Below are 26,409 nucleotides of genomic sequence, written 5' to 3'. Positions count from 1 at the left end.
ATGAGCACGCTTCCCCTCTCACAGGACCAGCTCCGCGCCCAGTTCGGCCCCCACTTGAACCTCGCCCCTCCCGGGGGCTGGCTGTCCGATCCCACCCCCGACAAGGTGGTGGAGACCCACTGCTGCTTCTGCGGCCAGCAGTGCGGCATCAAGCTCAAGGTGAAGGACAACAAGGTCATCGGCTTCGATCCCTGGGAGGAGTTCCCCTTCAACCAGGGGAAGCTCTGCCCCAAGGGCGTGAAGCGCTACCTCCAGGGCAACCACCCGGACCGCCTCACCAAGGCCATGAAGCGCACGGAGCACGGCTTCGAGCCCATGGGCTGGAACGAGGCCATGGACCGCACCGTCTCCGAAATCCAGCGCATCCAGAAGGAACATGGCAAGGACGCCTTCGCCGTGCTGTCCGGCGTGTCGCTGACCAACGAGAAGAGCTACCTGGCCGGCAAGTTCGCGCGGTTGGGCCTGCAGACGAAGAACCTCGACTACAACGGCCGCCTCTGCATGGTGAGCGCCGGCGCGGGCAACAAGAAGGCCTTCGGCGTCGACCGCGCCGCCAACTCCTGGGCTGACATCGAGCTGGCCGAGGTGATCTGGGTGGCCGGCTCCAACGTGGCCGAGTGCTCGCCCATCACCACCGACTACATCTGGCGGGCCCGGGACCGCGGCGCCCTCCTCATCGTGGTGGATCCCCGCATCACGCCCCTGGCCCGCACCGCCGACCTGGTGCTGCCCCTGAAACCCGGCACGGACACGGCCCTCACCAACGGCATCCTGCACCTGCTGAACAAGTGGAAGCTCATCGACTGGGACTTCGTGAACGCCCACACCAGCGGCTTCGAGCAGGCCGTCGAGGCCGTGAAGGACTGCACGCCGGAATGGACCAGCCAGGTCACGGGCCTGCCCGTGGACGCCATCGAGAAGGCCGCCCGCATCTGGGGCGAGGCTCGCACCAGCTTCCTGCTCCATGCCCGGGGCATCGAGCACCAGAGCAAGGGCGTGGAGAACGTGCTGGGCTGCATCAACATGGTGCTCGCTACCGGCCGCATCGGGCGCCCCGGCTGCGGCTACGGCACCATCACCGGCCAGGGGAACGGCCAGGGCGGCCGCGAGCACGGCCACAAGTGCGACCAGCTGCCGGGCAACCGCGACATCAGCAACCCCGAGCACCGGAAGTACATCTGCTCGGTCTGGGGCTGCACGGACGACGAGCTGCCCGGCGTGGGCCAGAGCGCCCAGGAGATCATGAACGCCATCCACGCCGGCGAGATCAAGGGGCTGCTGCTGCTCTGCTTCAACCCGCTGGTCTCGCTGCCGGACTCGCAGTTCACCCGCGAGGCCCTCAGCAAGCTGGAGTTCTTCGTCTGCCTGGACTTCTTCCTCAGCGAGAGCGCGCAGCACGCCGACATCGTGCTGCCCTCGGCCCTCCACGAGGAGGATGAAGGCACCACCACCAGCGCCGAGGGCCGCGTCATCAAGATTAACAAGGCCGTGGACTGCCCCGGCGACGCCCGCCCCGACTGGCAGATCATGGTGGAGCTGGCCAAGCGGCTGGGCCGCGGGAAGTACTTCGACCACTTCAAGACGCCCGAGGACATCTTCAACGAGCTGCGGGTGGCGTCGAAAGGCGGTACCGCGGACTATGCGGGCATCACCTACGAGAAGATCGTCAAGAACATGGGCGTGTTCTGGCCCTGCCCTACCGAAGATCACCCCGGCACGCCGCGCCTCTTCGAAGGCGGGCAGTTCTTCCACCCCGACGGCAAGGCGAAGTTCATCCCCACGCCCTGGCGACCGCCCGCGGAGGTGGTGGATGACGAGTACCCCATCTGGCTCACCTCGGGCCGCGTGGTCTTCCACTACCTGAGCGGCACCCAGACCCGGCGCATCGGCTTCCTGGTGGAGCAGTGCCCGCACCCCTACCTGGAGATCCACCCGCGCCTGGCGGAGAAATACGGCCTGGCGGAAGGCGATGCCGTGGAGATCACCTCCCGGCGGGGCTCCATGGTGCTGCCCGCCAAGGTGGTGAAGACCATCCGCCCCGATACCGTGTTCATCCCCTACCACTGGGCCGGGGCCCTGTCGGCCAATCGCCTCACGGCCCGGCACCTGGATCCCGTCTCGAAGATCCCCGAGTTCAAGGTGAGCGCCGTGCGGCTGAAGAGGACCACCAAGGACCAGTTCTCCCCCGAGCTGGCGGAGTTGCAGCGCATGGCTTTCGAGGCCCGCAGCACCCAGTCCCAGATGCCTGAGCGGGTGTTCTGATGGTGCCCCAGGACTACGGCTTCTTTATTGATCCGCAGCGCTGCATTGGCTGCCGCTCCTGCGTGGGCGCCTGCGCCGAGTGCGGCACCCACCGCGGCCGCTCCATGATCCACCTGGACGAGATGGACCGCTTCGACAGTCCGCAGACGGTGCCCACGGTCTGCATGCACTGCGAGGATCCGATCTGCGCCCAGGTCTGCCCATCGGACGCCATCAAGCGCAGCGAGGACGGCGTGGTGCACGCGGCCCAGAAACCCCGCTGCATCGGCTGCCAGAACTGCGAGCTGAGCTGCCCCTTCGGCGTACCCATCGTGTTCTCGGGCCTGGAGCAGATGCTCAAGTGCGATCTCTGCTACGACCGCACCTCCGTGGGCCACAAACCCATGTGCGCCACCGTCTGCCCCAGCCAGGCCCTGCTCTTCGTCCGCAAGGACGAGGTGGCCAACCTGCGCCACAACAAGCCCCTGCGTGACTTCCTCATCGGCAGTGTGCGGGTGAAGACCAAGAACGCCATCATGGTGCCCGATCCGGACACGCCCCTGCACCTGGATGCGGCTTTGCTTATAGATGGAGGCCTCTGATGACCTGGTGGCGCCGCGCCTTCCCCCTGGAGCTCGCCGAGGAGGGCCACTTCTCCCGCCGCGAGTTCGCCCGCTTCCTGGCCGTGGTGAGCGCCGGGTTCACCGCCGGCATCGGCTACCTCTGGTGGCGGAAGACGCCCCTGGAGGGCGCCTCCGATCCCGAGGCCAGGCACGCCGAACTGCCCGTGGCCCTGGGCCTGGCCGCCGATCTTCAGCCCGGCCAGAGCCGCCTCTTCAAGTTCCGCGATGCCCACGACGCCTGCATCCTGCTGCGCACCCCCAAGGGCGAGCTGCGGGCCTACCGGCAGACCTGCACCCACCTGGGCTGCGCGGTGCGCTACGCGGGCGAGCGCCTGGAGTGCCCCTGCCACCGCGGCTTCTTCGAACCGGATCGCGGCTTCCCCGTGCAGGGCCCGCCCAGCCGGCCCCTGGCCGCCATCGCCCTGGAGGTGCGCCCCGACGGCAGCCTCTGGGCCGTGGGCGAGCTGCCCAAGCCCACCCTGGAGACCCTGGACCACCGCGCGGCCTGCCCCCGCGACAAGAGCGAGGTGACCGCATGAATCCGGCCCCCACCTCCCGCGTCCGCATCTCCCCCGCCGCCCTGGGCGTCATTCTGGTGCTGCTGGTGATCCAGCTCTACCTCTTCGAGACCGTCCTGGGCGCCGTCCTCGACGGCCAGCGCAGCGTCCTCCCCGGCGCCTTCTTCGTCTCCCTGGCCCTCAGCGCCATCGCGCTCTTCCTGGCCTTCCGGAGCACCGTGGAGCACGGGCCGAAGGAGTAGGGATCGGCAGCTCGGAGAAACGGAGAAAGGATCTCCACGAAGGACACGAAGGGAAGGCAAGGACACGAAGGCCAGTGCGGCAGGGACTCTCCAGTTTTTCGAAAGGCCCTGCTCCTTCGTGTTCTTCCTGCGCCCGAGGGGCGTCTTCGTGTCCTTCGTGGAGGCTTTGATCTTTCCCGAGGGTCATTCACCCGCCCTGGGGCAGCTCCTGGGCGGGGTTGGCGTCCTTCATGAAGACGGGCCAGCAGGAGAGGTGGCCCAGGCCCAGCTGGAGGAGGATACCGCCCAGCTCGGCGAGACCAAAGGCCGGGGTCAGGCCGTGAAGCACGGGGGGCATGATCTGGAGGTAGAGGTCCAGCCAGCGGCCCGCCAACAGGAGGGCGCAGGTGGCCAGCAGCACGGCCTCGCTGGTCTTGGCCTTCCGCCCCAGCAGCAGCACGAAGGGCAGGCCGAAGTTCAGGATCAGGTTCAGGTAGAAGAGGGGCATCCAGCGGCCCTGGAGCAGCAGGCGCATGGGGCCGGTTTCCTCGGGCAGGTTGGCGTACCAGATGAGCAGGAACTGGCTGAGGAAGATGTAGGCCCAGAAGCAGCTGAAGGCGAAGAGCAGCTTGCCCAGGTCGTGGTTCTGGGCCTTCGACACCGCCGGGAGCAGGCCCACGCGCCGCAGCACGATGGCGCTGATGGTGACGATGGCGATGCCCTGGAGGAACATCCCCGAGAAGCCGTAGATGGCGAAGATGGTGCTGGACCACACCGGCTCCAGGGACATGAGCCAGTCGAAGTTGGCCACGGAGAACGTGAGGCCGAAGACGAGGATGAAGGGGGCCGCGCCCTTCCCCTGCTGGGTGAGCCGGCGTCCGGTCCAGATCCAGGCGCCGAAGATGAGGGCCACCCGGCCGAAGAAGAAGGGCGGGTTCAGCCAGCCCAGGCGACCATGCAGCGCCTCGTGGGTGGCCGCGTCCGGCCGGGCCCAGGGGTAGAGCGTGGCGGCCCCGAACCAGAGCAGCAGCATGAGCAGGCCCGCCCGGGGCAGGAGGGCCGGCATGGCCCGGTGGGCCTTGAGGATGGGGTCGCTCCAGCGGGCCCCCGTGATGGACTGGATGGCCAGCAGGAAGAGGCCGCCCAGGCCCACGCAAGCCAAATTGAAGGTCGTGAGCAGCAGGTTCCCCCAGCCCCGCTCCGCCTGGAGGACCAGGCCCAGGCCCAGAAGCCCCGCGCCGAGCAGCACGAAGGCCCAGGCGCCGCCCCGGAGACGCTCGCCGATGTCCGCCAGCGTGGGGATGCCCGACTTGGTGAGGTCGCGGACGGGAACGGTGAAGGTCTGGCTCATGGCTGGGCTCCCGTGGAAGCGGGCGTCGAGGCGGTGGGCCCGGGCCGGGCGGCCTTCTGCAGCTCGCGGATGTAGAGCACCACGTTCCAGCGGTCCTCGCGGCTGAGGAGGTCGCCGTAGCCCTTCATCTTCGTGGGGCCGCCGAAGGTGGCGATGTGGAAGAGGCGGCCGTCCGGCATGTCCCGCACCACGGGGGAGACGAGCACCGTGGGCGCGAAGGCGCCGCGGGCCACGATGACGCTGCCGTTGTTGTCGCCTTCCCGGCCGTGGCAGGTGGCGCAGACCCGCTCGAAGACGAGCTTGCCGCGATTGAAGCGGGCCTGGGTGGGCTGATAGGGGTTCGGCAGCTCGCGCCCCGCGCGATCCGCCTCGGCCTTGCCCGGCCCGTAGGCCAGGGGCGGCTCGCCGCGGCGCGACAGGGTGTCCGGCGGCGGGGCCTGGAGCACCTTCCCGCCGGGCAGCACGCCGCTGGCGTCGAAGGCCTGGGCCGAGAGGGGCGCACCCATGCCGCCGTCCCAGGCCAGGTTCCGGCGCTGGAAGTCCCGGTTGAGCACAGGCACCAGGAGCAGGATGAGGAAGGCCGGAAGGCAGGCCAGCAGCAGGGCGCCGACGCCTGCGGGACGATCCCAGAAGGATCCGCCCCGCTGGAAGCGGTCCTCCACCAGCAGGCTGGATTCCAGGGCGCCCAGGTCCGCCAGGTCGCGGGCTACGGCGGGGAACTGCACATCGGTGGCCAGCTCCGCCGCCAGGATGAAGCGGTCGTCGTTGGCGCCCGGATGCAGGTCTGGCACGCGCCACCGCGGCCGCATGCGGGCCACGAGGAAGAAGCTGGCCACCACGCCCAGGCCCGCCAGCAGCACCGTCAGCTCGAAGGCCACGGGGATGAAGGCAGGGATGGCCAGGAGGGGCTTGCCGCCCATGATCAGCGGGTAGTCCACGGCGGAGGTCCAGATCTGGAGGCCCGCCGCGAGGGCGAGGCCCAGGGCGGCGAAGGCCAGGCAGGCCCGGGGCAGCCGCGAGGGGCGCTGGTCCAGGGCCTCGTCCATGCCGTGCACGGGGAAGGGCGTGTAGGTGTCCAGCACGCGGTGTCCGGCGGCCCGCAGGTACGCCACCGCGCGGAGGAGCTGCTCCGGATCGGTGAAGGAGGCCCGGAAGCGGGAGTTGCGGAGCTCAGTGGTCGCCATGTTTGAGGACTCCCTTCACTTCGCTCGCCGCGATCATGGGCAGCACCCGGGTGAAGACCAGGAACAGCGTGAAGAAGAGCCCGAAGCTGCCGATGAGGATGGCCACCTCGATGAAGGTGGGCCGGTACATGGCCCAGCTGGAGGGCAGGTAGTCGCGGTGGAGGCTGGTCACGATGATGACGAAGCGCTCGAACCACATGCCGATGTTCACGAAGATGGTGAGGACGAAGATCATCCAGGGCGTGGTGCGCACCCGCTTGAACCAGAAGAACTGGGGGCTGAGCACGTTGCAGCCCACCATGGTCCAGTAGGCCCACTGGTAGGGCCCCAGGGCCCGGTTGAGGAAGACGTAGCGCTCGTAGGGGTTTCCGCTGTACCAGGCCGTGAAGAACTCCGTGGCGTAGGCCATGCCCACGATCATCCCCGTGGCCAGCACCACCTTGGTCATGGCCTCCAGGTGGCGGGTGGTGATGTATTCCTGAAGGCCCATCACCGAGCGGGCGATGATCATGAGGGTAAGTACCATGGCGAAGCCGCTGAACACGGCGCCCACCACGAAGTAGGGCGGGAAGATCGTTGCGTGCCAGCCGGGGATCACCGACGTGGCGAAGTCCATGGACACGATGGTGTGCACGGAGACCACCAGAGGTGTGCTGAGGCCCGCCAGCAGCATGTAGACCATCTCGTAGCGGCTCCAGGTGCGATTCGAGCCGTTCCATCCCAGGGAGAACACGCTGAGGATCGCGCGCTTCAGCTTGGTCTTCGCGCGGTCACGCTGGGTGGCCAGGTCGGGGATGAGGCCGATGTACCAGAAGGTGAGCGAGATGATGAAGTAGGTCGATATGGCAACCACATCCCAGAGCAGCGGGCTCTTGAAGTTCACCCAGAGGGAGCCGCGGGTGTTGGGGTAGGGCGTGGCCCAGAAGGCCAGCCAGGGCCGGCCCATGTGGATGATGGGGAAGGTGCCCGCGCACATGACGGCGAAGAGGGTCATGGCCTCTGCGGCGCGGTTGATGGAGGTGCGCCAGCGCTGGCGGAAGAGGAACAGGATGGCGGAGATCAGCGTCCCCGCGTGGCCGATGCCCACCCAGAACACGAAGTTCGTGATGTCGAAGGCCCAGCCCACCGTGCGGTTGAGGCCCCAGGTGCCGATGCCCCGGGTGAGGGTCTGGACCACGGCCCAGGCGCCCAGGGAGAGCATGGAGAGGGTGATGGCCAGGGCCAGCCACCAGCGCAGGGGTGGGCGGCGCTCCGTGGGCGCGAAGACCTCCTCCGTGACCTGGCGGTAGGTCTTGTTCCCGTCGATGAGGGGCAGGTTGTGGCCGTAGCGCTCGGCCTCGGCGGCCGGGATCCCGCCGGCGGTCAGCACGTCGGCATCATGCGCCATGGTGGCCTCCCCGGTTCGCCTCTGGCGTGACGTTTCGTATCTTGGTCAGGTAGCTCACGGCGGGCCCGATGCCCAGCTCGCCCAGCACCAGAAAGCGCTTGGGATCGCGCAGCACCTGGCTGATGCGGCTGTCCGGATCCTGCATGTCGCCGAAGACGATGGCCTGGGCGGGACAGCTCTGCATGCAGGCGGGCAGGGCCTCACCGTCCTTCAGCCCGCGGCCCTCGTTCTTCGCCGTGATCTTGGCCTCCATGAGGCGCTGCACGCAGAAGGAGCATTTCTCCATGACGCCGCGGCTGCGCACGGTGACATCCGGGTTGAAGCCCAGGCGCTCCAGCTCGCTGGCGTGGGGATACTCCCACCAGTTGAAGCGGCGGACCTTGTAGGGGCAGTTGTTGGCGCAGTAGCGGGTGCCCACGCAGCGGTTGTAGACCTGCTGGTTGAGCCCCTCCTCGCTGTGCACCGTGGCCAGCACGGGGCAGACGTTCTCGCAGGGGGCCTGGTCGCACTGCTGGCACATCATGGGCTGGTGGACGACGCCGGGCTCGGCCTCGGAGCCCGTGTAGTAGCGGTCGATGCGCAGCCAGTGCATCTCGCGCTTGCGCCGAACCTCGTCCCGGCCCACCACGGGGATGTTGTTCTCCACCTGGCAGCCGACCACGCAGCCGGAGCAGCCCGTGCAGGCGCTGAGGTCGATGACCATGGCCCAGCGATGGGCGCCGTGGGGGTGCTCGCCGTAGACGGAAGGCCCCGGCTGTTCGTGGGGACGGGCCGCGGCGGGATCGCGCAGGTAGGGCGCCAGGGCCATCTCCCGCACCAGCTCCCGGCCCTCCAGGCTGTGGTGGTCCTGGGTGCAGGCGAGGTCCACGCGGCCCTGGCCCCGCCGCACCTGGAGAGGTGCGGCCTCGGCGGCCAGGAAGCCTGACGTGAACGTCCGCCAGGGATAGACGTTCTTCCCTACGCTCAGGCCCGCCTTGCCGCCCTCCGTGCGGCCGTAGCCCAGGGCCACGGCCACGGTGCGGTCGTCCAGGCCCGGCTGCACCACCACGGGCAACTCCAGCTCCAGGGCATGGCCCTCGGGCCGCAGGCGCAGCAGGTCACCCTGCTCCAGGCCCAGCCGCGCCGCCGCCGCCGGGGAGACCTGGGCGTAGTTGTCCCAGGTGGCCTTGGTGATGGGATCCGGAAGTTCCTGGAGGAAGGGGATGTGGGCGTGGCGGCCGTCGCCCAGGCCCACCTTCGCGTAGAGCAGCAGCTCATAGCCGTCCGTGCGCGCGGCGCGCGGCCCGCCTTCCACGCGGCCCTCGCGGTACCGGGGCGCGGGCCCCGCATCCACCTGCACGGCCCCCTTCTGGAGCGCCGCGTTCCAGAACGCCTCGACGTCGCCCACCGCCTTCTGACGGGGGAACACGGCCGTCTTCCAGTGCTCGCGCAGCACCTGGAGCGCTGGCGCGGGCCGCCCGGCCCAGGCGCCGAAGCTCTCCACGGCGTCGCGGGTGGCGAAGAGGGGCTGGAGGAGGGGCTGGGCCAGGGAGACGGTGCCCGTCACGGGCTCCGCGTCGCGCCAGGCCTCCAGCCAGTGGTGGTCCGGGGCCAGGTGGGTGCAGGCGGCGGCGCTCTCGTCCTCGATGAGGGCCAGGGACACCCGCAGGGGCACCTTGGCGAAGGCGTCGCCGAACACCGCCGGCTGCTCATAGACGGGGTTGCAGCCCAGCAGCAGGAGGGCGGCGACCCGGCCTTCGGCCATCTCGCGCACCAAGGCCTCCAGGGCCCGGTCATCCCCCCGCTTCTGGAGGCTGGGGCGGGCCAGATCCACGGTGGTGCCTTCGTGGCCGAGAGCGTAGTTGATGCGGGCGACGAGCTCCTGGGCGCGCAGATCATTGAGGCCGCAGAGGAGGATGCCATGACCCCGGTGCGCCTCCAGCTCGTGGGCGAGGGCCTGCGCCTTCGCCGCCAGGGCCGTCGGCAGCGCCCCGCCCTCCACGGACAGGCCCAGGTGCCGAGCCAGGGCCTCCAGGAAGGGCACGGCCTCCGAGGGCGCCAGGCGCACGCGCTCATCGGCGTTGCTGCCCGTGAGCGAGAGGCCGCTCTCCACCTGGATGTGCTTCGACATGGGCCGGGGCTTGTCGGGTCCGCGCCGGTCGGCGTAGGCGCGGGTGAAGCCCACAGGATCCATCCACGTGCCGAGGAAGTCCGCCTCGATGCCCACGACGAGGTCCGCCTCCTCCAGCTTGTAGTGCGGCACCATCCGCCGTCCGTGGGTGCGCTCATACGCAGCGGCCAGGGCCGCGCAGCTGAGGGCATCCGCCTCCACCAGGCGACCGTCCTTGAAGGTGCCGATGAAGCCCTGCACGGTGGCGCGCAGGGTCGGACTGAGGATGGTGCCCGCCAGCACGCGGATGGCACCGCCGGAAGCACGCAGCTCGGCGAAGCGGCGCTGGAGGTCGGCGTCCAGGACGGCCCAGTCCACGGCCTTTCCGGCCAGCTTCGGACCGCGCAGGCGATCCTCGTCGTAGAGGCCCCGGGTCTGAGCCTGGCCGATGGCGCAGAGGCCGCCGCGGCTCACGGGATGGTCGGGATTCCCCTCCAGCTTGACGGGGCGGCCGTCGCGGCTGCGGGCCAGGACGCCGCAGCCCGCGGCACAGCCGCCGCAGGTGGTGGCGTACCACTGGGCCACACCGGGCGTGAGGCCCTCCCGGGCGTTGAGGTAGGGCATGGCCTTCTCGACCACCTTGCTCTTGCAGCCCAGGGCCAGGCCCGCCGCGAAGCCCAGGCCGGAGAAGCGGAAGAAGTCGCGGCGGCTGATCTGCCGGACGCTCTCGCCCACGGGCAGCTCCTCTTCGAACTCCGCCTTCCGCGCCCGCACCGTCCCGCGCCGTTCCCCGAGGCTCTTCCAGGTCTTCATAGGATCTCCTCAGTGATGGCAGGCCGAGCAGTCCGTCGGCGCCTGGGGCGGGCGGCCGGCCAGGAGCTGCTTCTGGTTCTCGAGGCGGTGGCAGGCCAGGCACTCGCCCATGGTCAGGGCCATGGCCTGCTCCACCCGCTCCATGCCTTGCACCTCGCCGTGGCAGGACTGGCAGGCCACGCCGGCGCGGACGTGACGGCTGTGCGGGAAGGTGACGTGGGCGGGCAGGCGGTGGATGCGGACCCACGCGAAGCCCCGACCCGACGCGTAGGCGTCCCGCAGCTTCTGGATCTCGGGGCTGGGATCCGACTTGCCCACGGGCGTGCCCGCCCGGTTCAGCACCGTCTCATGACACTTCATGCAGGTGCTGAGGGGCGGGATACCCGCGTGGCGGCTGTTCTCCGCCGAGGTGTGGCAGAAGAGGCAGTCCATCTTCAGCTCGCCGGCATGGAGGGCATGGGAGTAGGGGATGGGCTGGGCGGGCTTGTAGCCGCTCTGGTCCCCGAGCAGGCGCGTGTCCAGGCTCAGCGCGAAGATCATGAGCGAGGCGCCGAAGGACACCGCGCCCGTGATGGCGATGGTCCGCATCCTCACCGGAGCCCCTTCCGGTTCCAGATCACCACCTGGGGCCGGCGCCAGTAGTACCAGATGGGCACCACGAGGAAGTGGACGAGACGGGTGAAGGGCAGCAGGAGGATGACGGTGAAGCCGCTCAGAAAGTGGAGCTTCACCATCCAGGGCAGGGGCGCGATGAGCTCGGGACGGGGCGCGAGCTTGATCAGGCTCCAGAGGTAGGGCGCCGCGTTGGTGGAGAACCAGGCGCTGCCCCAGCGGTAGCGGATGGCCACGTCGATGCCGCTGGCCACCTGGTAGAGCAGCACCACGAGCAGCACGAGGTCAAGGGGACTCGTCACCACCTTCACGCGCCGGTCCGTGAAGCGGCGGACGAGGAGGGCCACCACGCCCACCAGGGCCAGGAGGGCCATGGAGAGCCCGGTGATCTCCAGCAGGTAGAGCCGCAGGGGACGGGCATTCCAGGCCAGGATGGCCTCGGGCAGGAAGAAGGCGAAGAGGTGCCCGGACAGCACCCAGAGGATGCCCCAGTGCCAGAGACCCGAGCCCCAGAAGAGCGATTCGGACTCCAGGAACTGGCTGGAGAGGCTGGAGTAGCTGAAGGGCCGCCAGGTGAAGCGCAGGATGCTGACCACGATGGCCAGCACCAGGGCCACGTAGGGGAAGCCCACGAAGAGGAAGTTAGTCAGCACAGGCCGCCTCCGCAGGTGACGACTGGTCCGGGCTTTGCCCGGGCCGGGCGTGGGGGGAGCTGGGGGGGACGCAGAGGGCCGCACGGCCCGGGCGGTCCCCCTCGGATGGCATTCGATCGACGGTGAAGATGAGGAAGAGGGCCTGGAGCACGTGGTGGTAGGGGCTCTCCCGGAGGGCCGGGATCACCTTCTCCAGGGCCGGTAGGAGGCAGTCGTCCACCAGGTCCATGGCGTCCTGGCGCTCCAGCCGCATGCCCAGGTCCAGCAGGTTCGGAAGGTGGTCCGGCAGGTTCCCCCCCTCCTCGAGGCCGTGGAGCTGCAGGTGGTGCCGCATCATGGCCATGAACTGGCCACGCTGGTAGGTCTCGCCGAAGAGGTGCCAGCCGATGTCCAGCGTGCCCTCGGGGGTGAGGTCGAAGGCGCGGGTGTAGAGCTCCTGGAGCTCGCGCAGGTCCAGGCCGCGGGCCGTGAGGGCGAAAGCCTCCAGGTGTTCCTGGCAGGGATGGCCCGTGGCCATGGCCGCGTCCGCCAGGGAGGCCGCGAGGGCCTGGGTGCGTTCGTCGGGATAGCGCAGCAGGGCGGCGATGCCGGGGATGAGGTGCGTCGGAATGCGCATGATCAGAACCCCCTCTGGGGCGCTTCGCGGAAGCCGAAGCCCGCGGCCCCCTTCCGTTCCAGCGGGTTGGTGAGCACCTCCACCGCCTGCTCCCGGTGGGAGGCCGGGATGACGAAGCGGTCCTCGAAGCCGCAGAGGCTGGTGAGGCGGTAGATGGCCTCCGCCTGCTCGGGATCGCAGTCCGCTTCGCGGAGGCCCGCCAGGGCCACCTTCAGGTCCACGTCACCCACCTCCGTGGCGCGCTTCCAGGTGCGGATGGCCAGCATCTTCTTCATGGCGTAGCGCACGGGGGCCTCCTGCCCCGCCCCGAAGAGGCTGGCCAGGTACGACATGGGCAGGCGGGCCTGGTCCAGGGGCGCGAAGATCTCCTCCGTCGAGGTGGGGTTCAGGGCCACGCCGTCCTCCACCGAGTAGGTAACAGGACCTAGGGCCGGCACGTAGAAGAGACTGGGGAAGGTGCGGTATTCCGGGTGGGGCGCCAGGGCCAGGCCCCAGTCCTTCACGAAGCGGTAGACGGGGCTCTGGCGGGCGGCCTTCAGCACCTGCTCGCTGACGCCGTTCTTCCGGGCGGACTCGATGACCGCGGGGTCGTTCGGATCGACCAGCAGGTCCCGGTGGGCCGTCACCAGCTCGGCGTCCGGGCGCAGGCCCGCGGCCTCGATCTTGTCCGCGTCGTAGAGCAGCACGCCCATGTAGCGGATGCGGCCCACGCAGGAGTGGAAGCAGGCCGGAGCCTGGCCTGTCTCCACGCGGGGGTAGCAGAGCAGGCACTTCTCGGACTTGCCCGTGCTCCAGTTGTAGAAGACCTTCTTGTAGGGGCAGGCGGACACGCAGTAGCGCCAGCCGCGGCAGACGTTCTGGTTGATGAGGACGATGCCGTCCTCGCCCCGCTTGTAGATGGCGCCGCTGGGGCAGGCCGCCACGCAGGCCGGGTTCGCACAGTGGTTGCAGATGCGCGGCAGGTAGAACATCACCAGCGTCTCGATGGAGAGCAGCTGGAGCCGCTGTTCCTCGCTGAGGGCCGAGAGGTTCACGTCGTTGCGGGCGTAGAGGGGCGAGCCGCCCAGGTCGTCGTCCCAGTTGGGGCCCGCCTCGATGTCGATGTACTGGCCTGTCACCTTGCTGACGGGGATGGCCGTGGGCTGGTCGTCCTGCTCGGGACCGTTGAAGAGGTCCTCGTAGCGGTAGGTCCAGGGCTCGTAGTACTCGTCCATGGTGGGCAGGGACGGCTGGTGGAAGATCTTCTGGAGGAACTTGCCCTTGGAGGTGAGGCGCAGCTGGAGCTTGCCGTCCTTCACCACCCAGCCGCCCTTGTACTCCTCCTGGTTCTCCCACTGGGTGGGGTAGCCGGTGCCGGGCTTGGTCTCCACGTTGTTCCACCACATGTAGTCGGCGCCCTTGCGGTCCGTCCACACGTTCTTGCAGGCGATGGAGCAGGTGTGGCACCCGATGCACTTGTCCAGGTGGAACACCATCGCCACTTGGGAGCGGATATCCATGTCGGGTCCTCCTACCAGACCAGCTGGCCGAGCTTGCGGACGTAGACCACCGTTTCGCGGTTCACGCCGGTGGGTCCCCAGTAGTTGAAGTGGTAGGTGAACTGCCCGTAGCCGCCCACCATGAGGTTCGGCTTCAGACGGGCGCGGGTGAGGCTGTTGTTCATGCCCGCCCGCTTCATGCCGCGCAGGGGCGACTTGGGCACGCTGTAGGTGCGCTCCGTGGCGTGGTACTGGATGCAGGCGCCGCGCGGGATGCGTGCGCTGACGCAGCAGCGCACCACCACCACGCCGTTGTCGTTGTGGATCTCCACCCAGTCGTTGTCCTTGAGGCCGATGGAGGCCGCATCCTCCTCGCTGAGCCAGAGGGGATCCTGGCCCCGCGACAGGGTGGTCATGCGCTCGGTGTCGCCGTAGGTGGAGTGGATGTGCCACTTCCCGTGGGGCGTGAGGAAGTTCAGCGCCAGGGTGTTCCCCTCGCGCTTGGAGCAGCGCAGGTCGCCGAGCACCTGGGCCGGCGGCGTGGGCTTGTAGGTGGGCAGGTGCTCGCCGAAGGCCAGGTAGCCCTCGTGGTCCAGGTAGCAGTGCTGGCGGCCCGTGAGCGTGCGCCACGGCACCATGCGCTCCACGTTGTAGGTGAAGGCGGAGTAGGGTCGCTTGTCGTCCACCAGCCCGGACCAGCAGGGGCTGTTGATGACGCGGCGGGGCTGGGACAGCAGGTCCTTGAAGCTGCGCCGCACACCCCGGTAGGGCTCGGCCAGATCCTTCAGGGGCAGGCCCGTGCGCCCTTCCATGTATTGGTAGGCTCGGTAGGCCAGCTCGCCGTTGGTCTCTGGCGCCAGGTGCAACAGCGCGTTGGCGGCGTGGACGTCCTCCGCCAGGCTGGGCCGTTTCTGGCCGCCGACCTCCACGGTGGGGTGGGTCTCCAGCATGCGGTCGTAGACGTCTTCGATGGGATACTTGACGCCGTGGGCGCCCAGGCCCTGCTCGCGCACCAGGGGGCCCAGGGCGATGAACTTCTCGTAGATGGCTTTGTAGTCCCGCGTCACCACCTTGAGACCCGGCATGGTCTTGCCGGGAATGGCCTCGCACTCGCCCGCCATCCAGTCGCGGATGTGGGGCTGGGCGATCTCGGCTGGGCTGTCGTGGGTTAGGGGCGAGGAGACGAGGTCTTCGATGGGCTCGGGCAGGTGCTTGGCGGCCAGCTCGCTCACCCGCTTGGCCATGTCCTTGAAGATGTCCCAGTCGCTCCGGGACTCCCAGCAGGGCGGGACTGCCGCGGACAGCGGATTGATGAAGCTGTGCATGTCCGTGGAGTTGAGGTCGGTCTTCTCGTACCAGGTGGCCGTGGGCAGCACGATGTCGCTGTAGAGAGCCGAGGTGTCCATGCGGAAGTTGATGTCCACCACCAGGTCCATCTTCCCGGTCACGGTGGGCCGCCAGGTCACGTCCTTCAGCGTGCCCTCGGCCACCTCCTCGGCGATGGTGTTGCTGTGGGTGCCGAGGTAGTGCTTGAGGAAGAACTCGTGGCCCTTGGCGCTGGTACCGATGGCGTTGCCGCGCCAGATGAACCAGACCCGGGGCCAGTTCTCCTGGGCATCAGGGTCCTCCACAGAGAAGCGGAGGTCCTTCTTCTTCAGCCGGTCCACGGTGCTGGCGATGATGGCGGCCTCGTCCTTGGCCCCGGCCTTGCGGGCCTCGGCCACCACGGCCACCGGACTTTCGTTGTACTGGGGATAGAAGGGCAGCCAGCCGCTGCGCACGGCGCGAGTCTGCATGTTCATGCAGTGGCCTTCCACCAATGAGCTGCCGTCGGGCACGGTGTTGTAGGCCTTGAACTCGCGCTCGTAGCGCCACTGGTCCGAGTTGACGTAGTGCCAGCTCGGGCCGTTCTGGAGGCGGTTCACGGGCACCCAGTCCCGGGCCATGGCGATGGCGGACCAGGAGGCCACGGGCGCCAGCTTCTCCTGGCCGACATAGTGGGCGAGGCCGCCGCCGTTGGTGCCGATGCAGCCGCAGAAGACCAGCGCATGCTGGGCGGCGCGGTAGATGAGGTTGTTGTGGTACCAGTGGTTGATGCCCGCGCCGATGATGACCGTGCACTTGCCCCGGGTCAGCTCCGCCGTGCGGGCCCACTCCCGGGCGAAGCGCAGGACGTTCTGCCGCGAGAGGCCTGTGATGCGCTCCTGCCAGGCGGGCGTGTAGACGCCGTTCGCATCGTCGTAGTCCGTGGGATAGGCGCCCCCCAGGCCACGCGCCACGCCGAACTGGGCCATGAGCAGGTCGTAGACCGTGGTGACCGTGGCATCCGTGCCGTCCGCCAGCTTTACGCGCCGCACGGGCACGCCGCGCAGGCAGGTGCTCCCGCCCGCGAAGTCGTCGAACTGGACCTGTGCGGCTTCGCCGCCCAGGAAGGTCAAAGATGGTGCGATGGGGCTGTCGTCCTTGCCGTCCTGGAGCAGGAGATTCCACTGGCCCTGCTTGGTGCCCCAGCGATGGCCCACGGCGCCCTTGGGCATCTTGGGGACGCCGCTGGCCTCGTCCCACATGAGGAACTTCCACTCGCCGTGCTCCTCGTCCGCGTACTTCGCGAGGCGCCCGGCCCGCAGGAGCTGGCCGGGACGGAGCCCGCCTTCGGCCTCCACCAGCTCCACCAGGAAGGGCCCGTCCGTGTAGGTCTTCTGGTAGTCCAGGAAGAAGGGCACCTGCTTCTGGTGGTGGAACTCCGTGAGGATCACGTGGTTCACCGCCATCCAGAAGGCGCCGTCCTGGCCCTGGTGGACGGGCATCCACTCGTCTGCGTACTTGGCCACCTGGTTGAAGTCGGGGCTGAACACCACCATCTTCGTGCCGTTGTGGCGGCTCTCGGCGGCGAAGTGGCAGTCCGGCGTGCGGGTCATGTTCAGGTTCGAGCCCATGACCGCCAGGAACTTGGCGTTGTACCAGTCGGCGCTCTCCTGCACGTCCGTCTGCTCGCCCCACATCTCGGGGCTGCTGGGCGGCAGGTCGCAGTACCAGTCGTAGAAGCTGAGGTTGGTGCCGCCCATGAGCTGGAGGAAGCGCGAGCCCGCGGCGTAGCTCAGCATGGACATGGCGGGGATGGGGCTGAAGCCCGCGATGCGATCGGGCCCGTGGGTCTTGATGGTGTGGATGTTGGCGGCGGCGATGAGCTCACCCACCTGGTCCCAGGAGGCCCGGCGGAAGCCGCCCTTGCCCCGGGCGCGCTGGTACCGCGAGCGCTTCTCGGGGTCGGCCTGGATGCTGGCCCAGGCGGCCACGGGATCCTGGTGCCTGCCCTTGGCCTCCTCCCAGAGGTCCATGAGGGCGCCCCTCATGTAGGGGAACTTCACCCGCAGGGGGCTGTAGAGGTACCAGCTGAAGCTGATGCCGCGCTGGCAGCCACGGGGCTCGTAGGGCGGCACCTTCTCGTCCAGCAGGGGGTAGTCCACCACCTGCATCTCCCAGGTGACGATCCCCTCCTTCACGTAGATGTTCCAGCCACAGCTCCCCGTGCAGTTCACGCCGTGGGTGCTGCGCACGACCTTGTCGTGGGCCCAGCGGTTCCGATAGAACTCCTCCCAGGAGCGGGTTTCGGGATCGACGATGTCGGTGATCCAGTGGCTCTGCTTGCGCTCGGTCATGTCTCGGTTCCTTCCGGATCAGGCGCGTGGCTTGAGGTTGCGGCGCAGGCCGCGGAAGCGCCGGCGGCCCAGGCGGCCGGCCAGCAGCATCCCGGAGACGAGGCCCACGATGCCCAGGACGGGGAAGGCCATGTCCGTGCGGGCCGGAGGCTGGGCCGCGAGGCTCTTGATGAAGCTGCCCACCTGGAAGGCCTCATCCGCTGTGAGCGGCGTCTTCTGGAACACGCCCTGCATGGTGGGGAAGGCCGGGTTCTCGATGGCGGGCACGAGACCCACGCCCAGCCTCCCGGACGCCCCGGTGAGGTCAGGCCCCAGGCGCCCACCCCCGAAGCCGCCCAGCCCCTGGGCGTTGTGGCAGGACATGCAGGCGGGCGCGCCCGAGGCGAACCGCGTGAAGCCCATGAAGAGCTGCTGGCCATTCCGGATGTCGGCGGGCGTGGCGGCCCGGGCGATGGCCGCGCTGCCGAGAGTCCTTCCGGCGGCCGTGTAGTCGTCGATGAGCTTGAGGAGGGCCAGGGCCTCGGCGGCGGTCACCCCCAGGTCCGGCATGCGCGTGCCGTTGAACTCCCGGAGGAGGGCCGCAGCCGTGGGATCCCCGCCGTCCAGCTGGGCGGAGGGCATCTGGATGAACTTGGCCGCCCACTCGTGGGGCCGGCGCTGGCCCAGGCCCTTGAGGTCGGGACCCACCTTCCGGCCCGCTCCGATGGTGTGGCAGCTCATGCAGCTCTTGCGGAACTGGGCCTCCGCGTCCTGGGCGGCCAGGGCCGGGGCCAAGGTCGGAGCCAGGACGGCGAGGAGGATCCAGGCGAGCACCTGCCTTGGCGTGATCCTGGGGAACACAACACCTCCTCGAGGGAGCAGCCGGCGCGAGGGGCGCGGCAGTTTTAGGAATGATTGTTCTGAAATTCGGCCAAGTATGGCTCCACCTCCCCTGACCGCGCAAGGGGGGTTCACTCAGAAGTTGTGGAAATCAGAAATTTAAACAAAATAATTATTATTAGCAATTAAATATGAATATCGACATTTGTCGCAATCTTGAGACTCCGTCTTACTCGAGATCCCGAGGCGAGGGCGCTCCCCGCCTGCGTGATTGCCAATTCGCAAAATTCAGGCATGGCGCCGGTTTATGAGTGGTCTATATTCAGACTACAAATTCTTTTTATTTCACTTCCGGAAGGTCCATGAACCATCCCCAGCCCGGCTGTCCCCACCCGCGCAGCCTCTTCCATGCCCCCACGCGCTACGCCCTGCAGGCCCTCGTGCGGATGCCCGGGGACGGCACCTACCGGCTGGCCCGGAACCTGGCTACGGAGCTGGACCTGCCCGGCCCCTTCCTGGCCAAGATCCTCCAGACCCTCTGCCACGCGGGCCTCCTGGAGTCCCTCCGGGGTCCCACGGGGGGCTTCCGCCTGACCCGCGCCCCGGAGCACATCACCCTGCGGGAGGTGGTGCTGGCCATGGAGGGGCCGGAGCCCTTCGAGGACTGCCTGCTGGGCCGCGCCGCGGTGGGCGAGGACTGCCATTGCCCCATCCGACCCGCCTGGGACGTCCTCCAGACCCTCCTCACCCGGGTCCTGGCCCAGACCTCGCTGCGTGATCTCCAGGCGGCCCGGTCCGCCCCCAGGCCGCCCGAGGACCCGGATCTCGCGGTGGCCGCCCCCGTATAGATATTCGAGAGCGCGTGATCCCCATCACGATCTCAAATCGAGTTCATGAATTATTTTAGGATATTTAAATCCGCTTTTCCTCCAAACCCGGAGCCGTCCATGTCGGAACGATCCCGAGCCGCCACCGCCCTGGCCATGAGCACCCTGGCCTTCACCCTCTGCTTCGCCGTGTGGACGCTGAACGGCGTCCTCGTCACCTTCCTGGTGGAGAATGGCCTCTTCCGCTGGGACACGGCCCAGATCGGGTGGCTCATCGGCATCCCCGTGCTCACGGGCTCGGTGATGCGCCTGCCCGTGGGCCTGCTCACGGACCGCTTCGGCGGGCGGAAGGTCTACGCCATCCTCCTCCTGCTGGCCGCCCTGCCCACCTGGTTGCTGGGCAGCGTCCAGAGCTACCAGGGATTCCTCCTGGCATCGCTCGGCTTCGGCCTGTCGGGGGCGGCCTTCGCCGTGGGCATCGCCTATTCCAGTGTCTGGTTCAGCAAGGAACGCCAGGGCACGGCCCTGGGCATCTTCGGCGCGGGCAACGCGGGCTCGGCCCTCACCAGCATGGGCGCCCCTTTCCTGCTGAAGAAACTCACGGCGGGCGGAGCGAACCTGGAAGCCTGGCGCATGCTGCCGAAGCTCTATGCGATCGCCTTGCTGATCATGGCCGCGGCCTTCTTCCTGCTCACCCACGAGAAGAAGGCGGAGGGCGCGAAGGGCAAGACCTTCGTCCAGATGCTCGCGCCCCTACGCCACCTGCGCGTGTGGCGCTTCGGCCTCTACTACTTCCTGGTCTTCGGCTGCTTCGTGGCCCTGGCCCAGTGGCTGATCCCCTACTACGTGGGCGTCTACGGCATGAGCCTGGCCATGGCGGGCCTCCTGGCCTCCCTCTTCAGCCTGCCTTCCGGCCTCATCCGCGCGGCGGGGGGCTGGATGTCCGATCGCTTCGGCGCCCGCGCCGTCATGTACTGGACATTCGGCCTGAGCATCGTGGCCTGCGCGGCCCTCATGGTGCCCCGCATGTCCATCGAAAGCCCCGGGCCCTCCGTGCTGGCCCAGGTGGGCGGCGTGGTCACGGAGGTGGCCCCCGGCCGCATCCTGGTGGGGGACACGCCCTATGCCTTCCGCACCAAGGAAGCGGCGCCGGACGCCCAGGACGGGGGGATGCTCGTGCTGCCCCAGAGCCGCTTCTGGCAGACGCCCGTGGTGAAGGTGGGCGACCGCGTGAAGAAGAAGCAGCTGCTGGCCTCGGGCACCACCCATGTGTTCTTCCAGGCCAACGTCTGGATCTTCACCTTCCTGGTCTTCGTGGTGGGCATCGTGTGGGGCATCGGCAAGGCCGCCGTCTACCGCTACATCCCCGACTACTTCCCCGACGAGGTGGGCGTGGTGGGCGGCATCGTGGGCGTCATCGGCGGCCTGGGCGGCTTCGTGGGGCCCATCCTCTTCGGTTACCTGCTCAAGGCCACGGGCCTGTGGACCACCATGTGGCTGTTCCTTGCCGTTCTCTCCGTCGTCTGCCTGGTCTGGCTCCACACGGTGGTGCGGCGCCTCACCCGCGAGCAGAATGAGACCCTCTTCACCCGCTTCGAACGCCCGGCGTCCGCCCTCGCCGAAACCGGCGCCCCTGAACCGGCCTGACCCCCACTCCTGGAGAACCCCATGTCCAAGCTCACCCACTGGAACCCCGAAGACCCGCAGGCCTGGGCCTCGGGGGGCAGCCGCACGGCCTGGCGGAACCTCTCGGTCTCCGTTCCCGCCCTGCTTTCCGCCTTCTGCGTGTGGATGTTCTGGAGCGTGCTCACGGTGCGCATGAAGGAGGTGGGCTTCCCCTTCACGCCCGCGCAGCTCTTCACGCTCATCAGCATCGCGGGCCTGAGCGGCGCCACGCTGCGCATCCCCAGCGCCTTCCTGGTGGGCCTGGCGGGAGGCCGCAACACCATCGCCCTCACCACCGCCCTCCTGGTGGCCCCAGCCCTGGGCGCGGGCATCGCCCTCCAGGACAAGGCCACACCCTTCGCCACCTTCGCGGTGCTGGCGGCCCTCAGCGGCATCGGCGGCGGCAACTTCGCCTCTTCCATGGCCAACATCAACGGATTCTTCCCCAAGCGCCTGGCGGGCCTGGCCCTGGGTCTCAACGCCGGAATCGGGAACCTGGGCGTGAGCATCATGCAGGTGCTGGTGCCCGCCGTCATGGGCGCCTCCATGTTCGGCGCCCTGGCCGGCGCGCCGCACCTGAACGCCGCGGGCCGCCAGCTGTGGGTGCAGAACGGCGCCCTGGTGTGGGTTCCCTTCCTGGCGGTGCTCGCCCTCCTCGCCTGGTTCCTCATGGACAACCGCGAAGGCCAGGACTGCGAACCTGCGGCCCTCGCCCTCCTGAAGATCCTGGGCCTCCATGTCATCGGGTTCGCCGCCACGGCCGTGGGCGTGCTCCTGCTGCTGAATTTCAAGCTGGGCCTGATGACCCAGATGGGCGTGCTGGTGCTCACCATCCTGCTGTGCCTGGGCCTCATGAAGCTCCTTCCCGGGAGGATCAAGGCGGGGCTGGTCGCGCAGTTCGCCATCTTCCCCAAGAAGCACACCTGGATCATGACGATCCTCTACCTCATGACCTTCGGGAGCTTCATCGGCTTCAGCTCCGCCCTGCCCCTGCTCATCAAGGTCGTGTTCGGCCGCTACCCCGTGGGCGTGCTGAATCCCCACAGCCCCAACCCGCTGGCCTACGCCTTCCTGGGCCCGCTGGTGGGCTCCCTCGTGCGGCCCATCGGCGGCCTGCTCTCGGACAAGTTCCGCGGCTCCCAGGTCACTCAGTGGGCGACGGTGCTGATGATCCTCGGCGCCCTGGGCGTGGCCCACTTCGTCAAGCTGGCCCAGGCCGCGCCGGATCCGGCCACCCACTTCCTCCCCTTCCTCATCCTCTTCCTGCTGCTGTTCGTGGCCTCGGGCCTGGGCAACGGGTCCACCTTCCAGATGGTTCCCTTCATCTTCGAGCCCAGGCTCGCGGGCCCCGTGCTGGGCTGGACCTCCGCCGCCGCCGCCTACGGGGCGTTCATCATCCCCGCCATCTTCAAGATCCAGGTGGATGCCGGGAAGGTCGAGGTCGCCCTCTACGGCTTCGCGGCCTTCTACGTGCTGTGCCTCGTCCTCAACTGGTGGTACTACGCGCGGAAGAACGCCGAGGTGAAGTGCTGACAGCTCGCTGCCTGGCCCGTGGCGGTATCCTTCGCCCATGGCCATGACCTGCGATCATCCCGACCTGCTGCCCCTGGACGAGGCCCTGGCCCGACTCTGGACGGCCCTCCCCGCGCCCGCCTTCCCCGAAGTGCGGGCGGACCGGGACGATCCCGCCACGGACCTGGCGGCCATGGACGGCGTGGCCCTACGCTCCGGGGATGGCCCGGCTCCGCGCCGCCTGCTGGGCACCCTCTTCGCCGGAGACGACCCCGCAGCCTTCACCGTCACGGCGGGCACCGCCGTGCGCATCATGACTGGGGCGGCCCTGCCCGCCGGGGCGGACGCCATCCTGCCCGTGGAGCAGCTGCGGGAGGAGGCCGGCCTCATCCATCCCCTGACCGATCCCGAGGCCGGCGACCATGTCCGGCCCCGCGGCGGCCAGGCCCGGTCCGGCGACCTGCTGCTGGCCGCGGACCAGCCTCTCAACGTGGCCCGGACGGCCCTCCGCGCGTGGGTGGGCCAGCCCCTGCCGGCACCCACGCGGATCCGCGTGGCCGTAGCCTCCACCGGCGACGAGCTGGTGGCCGATCCCCGGCCGCACCAGATCCGGGATTCCAACGGGCCCATGCTGGCCGCCCTGGCCCATGCCCTGGGGGCGGAGGTCGAGCGGCGCCCCGCCCTCCCGGACAATCCCGAGGCCCTGGCCGCCGCCCTGCGGAGCCCCGGCGGCGCCCGCATCCTGCTGACCTCCGGCGGCGTGAGCATGGGCGAGCACGACCACCTGCCCGCGGTGCTGAGGGACCTGGGCGCGACGATCCTCTTCCACAAGATCCGCCTCAAGCCCGGCAAGCCCATGCTGGCGGCCCAGCTCGGGGACCTGCTGGTGCTGGGCCTGCCGGGCAATCCCGTGTCCGCCTACCTCAACGCGCTGCTCTTCCTGCCCGTGGCGCTGGCGAAACTGGAGGGCCGCGCCCTGCCGGATCCCTGGCGCCGCGGCCGCCTGGCCGGCGCGGTGCGCCACAAGGGGGACCGCCCCCTGCTGCATCCCTGCCGCCTCGCGAACGGCCAGCTCCACCCCCTGCCCGGCAAGGGCTCCGCCGATCTCGTCACCCTCGCCCAGGCCGACGCCTTCGCGTGGGTTGAGGCCCCCGGCGAAGAGGCCGGGACCAAGGTGCGCTACCTCACGGTGGTGTAGCCCCGCTCCAAGACCTGGATCGTTTGGGAGCGCGGCTCAGCCCTTCGCGTACCGCTGCAGCTTCCCCAGGTCCAGGATCCGCACCACCGGGAAGGTGCTCTGGATGAGGCCCAGGTCGGTCAGGAGACGCAGGGCTCGGCTGAAGGCCTCGCGGCTGGCGCCGATGCACTGGGCCAGGTCCTCCTGGGTCTCCTGGAATTCCACCAGGGACCGCATGGGATGGGACTCGTGGGCCTCCAGCAGGAGCTGGGCCACGCGCTCGGGCACGCTGTGCAGGCTGAGGGTCTCCACCAGGGTCACCAGGTGGCGCACCTTGGCGGCGAAGTGGTGGATGAGCATCTCGGCCACTTCGGGGTGGCGGTGGACGATCTGACGCAAGGGCGCGGAGGGGATGAGCCAGCACTCGGTCTCGCCATGGGATTCGGCGCTGGAGGCGATGGAGGCGCCGTCGAACACGGCCACTTCGCCCACGCAGTCCCCGACTTTGAGGAACTGAAGCACCTGGACCCGGCCGCGGCCGTCCGTGCGGAACACCTTGAGGCCGCCCTTCACCACCACGTAGACGCCCGGCACCTGGTCGCCCTGGGTGTAGACCCGGGCGCCGTCAGGGAACCGCCGCATCTCCGCGATGCTGGCCAGCTCTTCGGCAGCGTTCATCGGCAGCCCAGCCAGGAACTCGATCCTTCTCAGGTTGAGGACTGCTTGAGGCATGGGGCTCCACCGAGGCACTAAGTCAGTTATCGCACATTTCCATCGGATTGTGATCCTGGTCACGCAAACGGGTACCAAGCGACCAGTACTTTACCGCGAGGTTGGAATTTCGTCTGGCGAAAATCACATAGAACAAGGCCCCGGCGGCATCTGCCTACCGGGGCCTCGCAAGATGTGATTGCGTCTACTTCACCCGCTCCATGAAGGTGCGGTCCACCGTGTTCACGCGGATCTTCTGTCCGGCTTCCATGTAGGGCGGCACGCCCACGGTGATGCCGTTGTTCAGCTTGGCGGGCTTGTAGGAGCCGGTGGCGTTGGCGTTCTTCATGACGGGATCGGTCTCGACGATCTCCAGCACCACGCTGGCGGGCAGGGTGGCGCCCATGGGCTGGCCTTCGTAGAACTCGATCTCCACCTGCATGTTGGGCTCGAGGAAGACCAGGTCATCGCCCAGGAGCTCCTTGCTCACGTCCATCTGCTCGTAGGTCTCGTTGTTCATGAACACGAGGTGGTCGCCGTCCTCGTAGAGGTACTCGAGCATGTGCTGCTCGAGGCTGGCCTTGTCCACCTTGTCGGCGCTGCCGAAGCGGTTCTCGCGGTTGATGCCGTCCTTCAGGCGCTTCATCTTCACCACCACGCGGGCCGGCAGGTTGCCGGGCGTCTGGTGCTCGACGCTGATGACGCGGCAGAGCTCGTTCTCGAAGTTGACGATCATCCCGGCGCGGACCTGGGTGGCGTTGATGAAGGGCATGGGAGGCTCCCGGAACGGAGGGGATCGGAAGGAACGCGACGAAGGGATCGGACCTGGCGGATGCTGAGTTTAAAAACCCCTCGCCGGGTCCCGGCTTCGAAGGCTCCCTGGGGAGCCTTCTTCGCCACCCGGCGGGGGTTTTTGGTGGGCGTACCAGGATTCGAACCTGGGACTTCTACCGTGTGAAGGTAGCACTCTACCGCTGAGTTATACGCCCGCGGTCGACCAGAATAACCCAGGATCCGTCCGTTTCCAAGCCCAGATCAGCAGGCGGTGACCTTCCGCAGCGCCTGGGCGAGCCGGGGGGCCTCGTCCCTCCGCATGGAGCACAGGCCCACGCGCAGTCCCTCCGGCAGCGGCACCGTGAACACGCCCTCGGCCTTCAGGCCCTCGCAGGCCGCCTCCGGATCGGCCGCGGGGGCCGTGACGAAGAACCCTCCGGTCCAGCGGAAGGGCGCCATGCCTTCGGCCTCCAGGGCCGCATCCAGGGCCTGGGCGCGGGCGGCCATCACCTCGGACCAGTGGCGATGCTCCGCCGCCAGCCGCGCCTGGGCCTTGCCGTCCCGCGCCAGGCGCAGGAGCAGGGACTGGGGGGCCCGGGGGCAGTTGGACCAGGTGCCCCGGCTGGACTGAGTCAGCGCAGCCTGCAGGGCCGGATCGTCGCACCAGGGGAAGGCCAGGGCGCCGCCGCGGCCGCCGTAGAGGGTCATGGCCTTGGAGAGGGACATGGCGGCCCCCACCAGCACCCGGCCCTCGGAACCCAGGGCCGCGTAGTCCTTCAGGGCCGCCGCCACCGCTTCGGGCTCGCAGGTGTAGTCCAGGTAGGCCAGGTCCAGGATCAGGGTGACCGGCCCCAGAGCTGACACGCCCCGGAGAAGCCCCGCCAGCGCCGCGCGGTCGGGGGCGGACAGGCTGCGCCCGGAGGGGTTGTGGCAGGGGTCGTTGAGCCAGACCATGACCCGGCCCTGGGTCTTCATCTGGGTCCGCAGGGCCTGGTCCCAGGCTGCCGCGTCCAGCGCCTGTCCCACGGCCGGCCAGGGGGCCGTCTCCACCCGCATGCCGTTCTCGCCCGCCATGGTGGCGTAGGGGCCCCAGTAGGGCGCGGTGGTGAGGAGCGCCTGGCCCGGCTCCAGGAAGTTCCGCAGGGAGAGGGAGAGGGCGCCGCTGCCACCCGGGGTGGCGCAGGCCGCGCCCGCGCCGTCGAGGGCGGGCCAGTACCGCTGGACCAGAGCCTTCAGGAAGGCGGGATCCCCGGCGATGGGCGCGTAGGGAGCCACGTCCATGGCCCCCAGGCCCCGCCACAGGTCCATCACCGTCTCATGCACCACCAGCTGCCCGGCCTCGTCCAGCAGGACGCCCACGGTGGCGTTGAGGATGGATTCGCCCGCCGCCTTCCGGGTCTGGGCCTCGGTGTTCAGGGCGAAGATGGGATCGTCTGCGGGAAAGTCGCGCCGGGTGGGGATGAGCTGCTCGGTCATGCT

At 68.8% G+C, this 26,409-nt stretch carries 21 protein-coding genes and 1 tRNA gene; 8 read left to right on the top strand and 14 right to left on the bottom strand.

What is annotated here, in order from left to right; genetic code table 11:
• From ML539_RS09580 to ML539_RS09565, 4 genes are read left to right on the top strand one after another with little or no spacing between them, the layout of a single operon-like run.
• Complete coding sequence (locus ML539_RS09580) at positions 1-2,262, top strand: molybdopterin oxidoreductase family protein (protein WP_243322841.1); 2,262 nt, start codon at positions 1-3, stop codon at positions 2,260-2,262.
• Entirely contained in the window at positions 2,262-2,843 is a 582-nt protein-coding gene (locus ML539_RS09575) for a 4Fe-4S dicluster domain-containing protein (protein WP_243322840.1), read from the top strand. Before ML539_RS09580 ends, ML539_RS09575 begins: the two co-directional genes overlap by 1 nt.
• Positions 2,843-3,403 carry a Rieske 2Fe-2S domain-containing protein gene (locus ML539_RS09570; RefSeq protein ID WP_243322839.1) on the top strand — a complete coding sequence of 187 codons (561 nt, stop codon included), beginning with the start codon at positions 2,843-2,845 and terminating at the stop codon, positions 3,401-3,403. The genes ML539_RS09575 and ML539_RS09570 overlap by 1 nt, the downstream gene beginning before the upstream one ends.
• Complete coding sequence (locus ML539_RS09565) at positions 3,400-3,624, top strand: DUF6755 family protein (RefSeq protein WP_243322838.1); 225 nt, start codon at positions 3,400-3,402, stop codon at positions 3,622-3,624. Before ML539_RS09570 ends, ML539_RS09565 begins: the two co-directional genes overlap by 4 nt.
• Positions 3,625-3,811: 187 nt before the next feature.
• On the opposite strand, the gene ML539_RS09560 is transcribed toward ML539_RS09565, so the two are convergent.
• The 10 genes from ML539_RS09560 to ML539_RS09515 are packed head-to-tail and all read right to left on the bottom strand — an operon-like array spanning position 3,812 to position 18,285.
• Positions 3,812-4,954, bottom strand: a complete 1,143-nt coding sequence (locus tag ML539_RS09560; RefSeq protein ID WP_243322837.1) for a hypothetical protein — start codon at positions 4,952-4,954, stop codon at positions 3,812-3,814.
• Positions 4,951-6,138: a quinol:electron acceptor oxidoreductase subunit ActD gene (locus ML539_RS09555; protein WP_243322836.1), complete on the bottom strand. Its 1,188-nt coding sequence runs from the start codon at positions 6,136-6,138 to the stop codon at positions 4,951-4,953. The genes ML539_RS09560 and ML539_RS09555 overlap by 4 nt, the downstream gene beginning before the upstream one ends.
• Positions 6,125-7,525, bottom strand: coding sequence for an NrfD/PsrC family molybdoenzyme membrane anchor subunit (gene nrfD / locus ML539_RS09550; RefSeq protein WP_243322835.1), 1,401 nt, complete (start codon positions 7,523-7,525; stop codon positions 6,125-6,127). The genes ML539_RS09555 and nrfD overlap by 14 nt, the downstream gene beginning before the upstream one ends.
• Positions 7,515-10,427, bottom strand: a complete 2,913-nt coding sequence (locus ML539_RS09545) for a TAT-variant-translocated molybdopterin oxidoreductase (RefSeq protein ID WP_243322834.1) — start codon at positions 10,425-10,427, stop codon at positions 7,515-7,517. Before ML539_RS09545 ends, nrfD begins: the two co-directional genes overlap by 11 nt.
• 9 nt (positions 10,428-10,436) lie before the next feature.
• Positions 10,437-11,015, bottom strand: coding sequence for a cytochrome c3 family protein (locus tag ML539_RS09540; protein ID WP_243322833.1), 579 nt, complete (start codon positions 11,013-11,015; stop codon positions 10,437-10,439).
• Between the two features lie 2 nt (positions 11,016-11,017).
• The gene (gene narI / locus ML539_RS09535; protein ID WP_243322832.1) at positions 11,018-11,692 is read right to left on the bottom strand and encodes a respiratory nitrate reductase subunit gamma; all 675 of its coding nucleotides are present in this window, start codon (positions 11,690-11,692) and stop codon (positions 11,018-11,020) included.
• On the bottom strand, positions 11,682-12,308 hold the full coding sequence (locus ML539_RS09530; protein ID WP_243322831.1) for a molecular chaperone TorD family protein: 627 nt from the start codon (positions 12,306-12,308) through the stop codon (positions 11,682-11,684). Before ML539_RS09530 ends, narI begins: the two co-directional genes overlap by 11 nt.
• A gap of 2 nt (positions 12,309-12,310) precedes the next feature.
• Positions 12,311-13,807 (bottom strand): nitrate reductase subunit beta, encoded by a 1,497-nt coding sequence (gene narH / locus ML539_RS09525; RefSeq protein WP_279341597.1) that lies wholly within the window; start codon positions 13,805-13,807, stop codon positions 12,311-12,313.
• A gap of 11 nt (positions 13,808-13,818) precedes the next feature.
• The gene (locus ML539_RS09520) at positions 13,819-17,445 is read right to left on the bottom strand and encodes a nitrate reductase subunit alpha (RefSeq protein WP_243322830.1); all 3,627 of its coding nucleotides are present in this window, start codon (positions 17,443-17,445) and stop codon (positions 13,819-13,821) included.
• Positions 17,446-17,463: 18 nt separating this feature from the next.
• A complete protein-coding gene (locus tag ML539_RS09515) occupies positions 17,464-18,285 on the bottom strand; it encodes a c-type cytochrome (RefSeq protein WP_243322829.1) in 822 nt (273 codons plus the stop codon).
• A 341-nt stretch (positions 18,286-18,626) separates the two neighbouring features.
• On the opposite strand from ML539_RS09515, the gene ML539_RS09510 reads away from it, so the two are divergent.
• The 4 genes from ML539_RS09510 (at position 18,627) to ML539_RS09495 (ending at position 23,466) form a co-directional block, all read left to right on the top strand.
• Complete coding sequence (locus ML539_RS09510) at positions 18,627-19,112, top strand: Rrf2 family transcriptional regulator (RefSeq protein WP_243322828.1); 486 nt, start codon at positions 18,627-18,629, stop codon at positions 19,110-19,112.
• 99 nt (positions 19,113-19,211) lie between these two features.
• Positions 19,212-20,738, top strand: a complete 1,527-nt coding sequence (locus ML539_RS09505; RefSeq protein WP_243322827.1) for an MFS transporter — start codon at positions 19,212-19,214, stop codon at positions 20,736-20,738.
• A gap of 21 nt (positions 20,739-20,759) precedes the next feature.
• A complete protein-coding gene (locus ML539_RS09500) occupies positions 20,760-22,289 on the top strand; it encodes an MFS transporter (RefSeq protein ID WP_243322826.1) in 1,530 nt (509 codons plus the stop codon).
• 37 nt (positions 22,290-22,326) lie between these two features.
• Positions 22,327-23,466, top strand: coding sequence for a molybdopterin molybdotransferase MoeA (locus tag ML539_RS09495; RefSeq protein ID WP_243322825.1), 1,140 nt, complete (start codon positions 22,327-22,329; stop codon positions 23,464-23,466).
• A gap of 36 nt (positions 23,467-23,502) precedes the next feature.
• Here ML539_RS09495 and ML539_RS09490 read toward each other — a convergent pair whose 3' ends face one another.
• The 4 genes from ML539_RS09490 to ML539_RS09475 form a co-directional block, all read right to left on the bottom strand.
• Entirely contained in the window at positions 23,503-24,177 is a 675-nt protein-coding gene (locus tag ML539_RS09490) for a Crp/Fnr family transcriptional regulator (protein ID WP_243287177.1), read from the bottom strand.
• A gap of 184 nt (positions 24,178-24,361) precedes the next feature.
• Positions 24,362-24,928: an elongation factor P gene (gene efp / locus ML539_RS09485; RefSeq protein ID WP_243287178.1), complete on the bottom strand. Its 567-nt coding sequence runs from the start codon at positions 24,926-24,928 to the stop codon at positions 24,362-24,364.
• A 142-nt stretch (positions 24,929-25,070) separates the two neighbouring features.
• Positions 25,071-25,145, bottom strand: a tRNA-Val gene (locus ML539_RS09480).
• A 46-nt stretch (positions 25,146-25,191) separates the two neighbouring features.
• Positions 25,192-26,406 (bottom strand): pyridoxal phosphate-dependent aminotransferase, encoded by a 1,215-nt coding sequence (locus tag ML539_RS09475; RefSeq protein WP_243322824.1) that lies wholly within the window; start codon positions 26,404-26,406, stop codon positions 25,192-25,194.
• Positions 26,407-26,409 lie beyond the last annotated feature (3 nt).

This window comes from Geothrix sp. SG200, assembly GCF_022808935.1.
In the GTDB taxonomy this organism is placed as follows: Bacteria; Acidobacteriota; Holophagae; order Holophagales; family Holophagaceae; genus Geothrix; species Geothrix alkalitolerans.
This window is presented reverse-complemented; position numbering and strand designations above follow the sequence as displayed.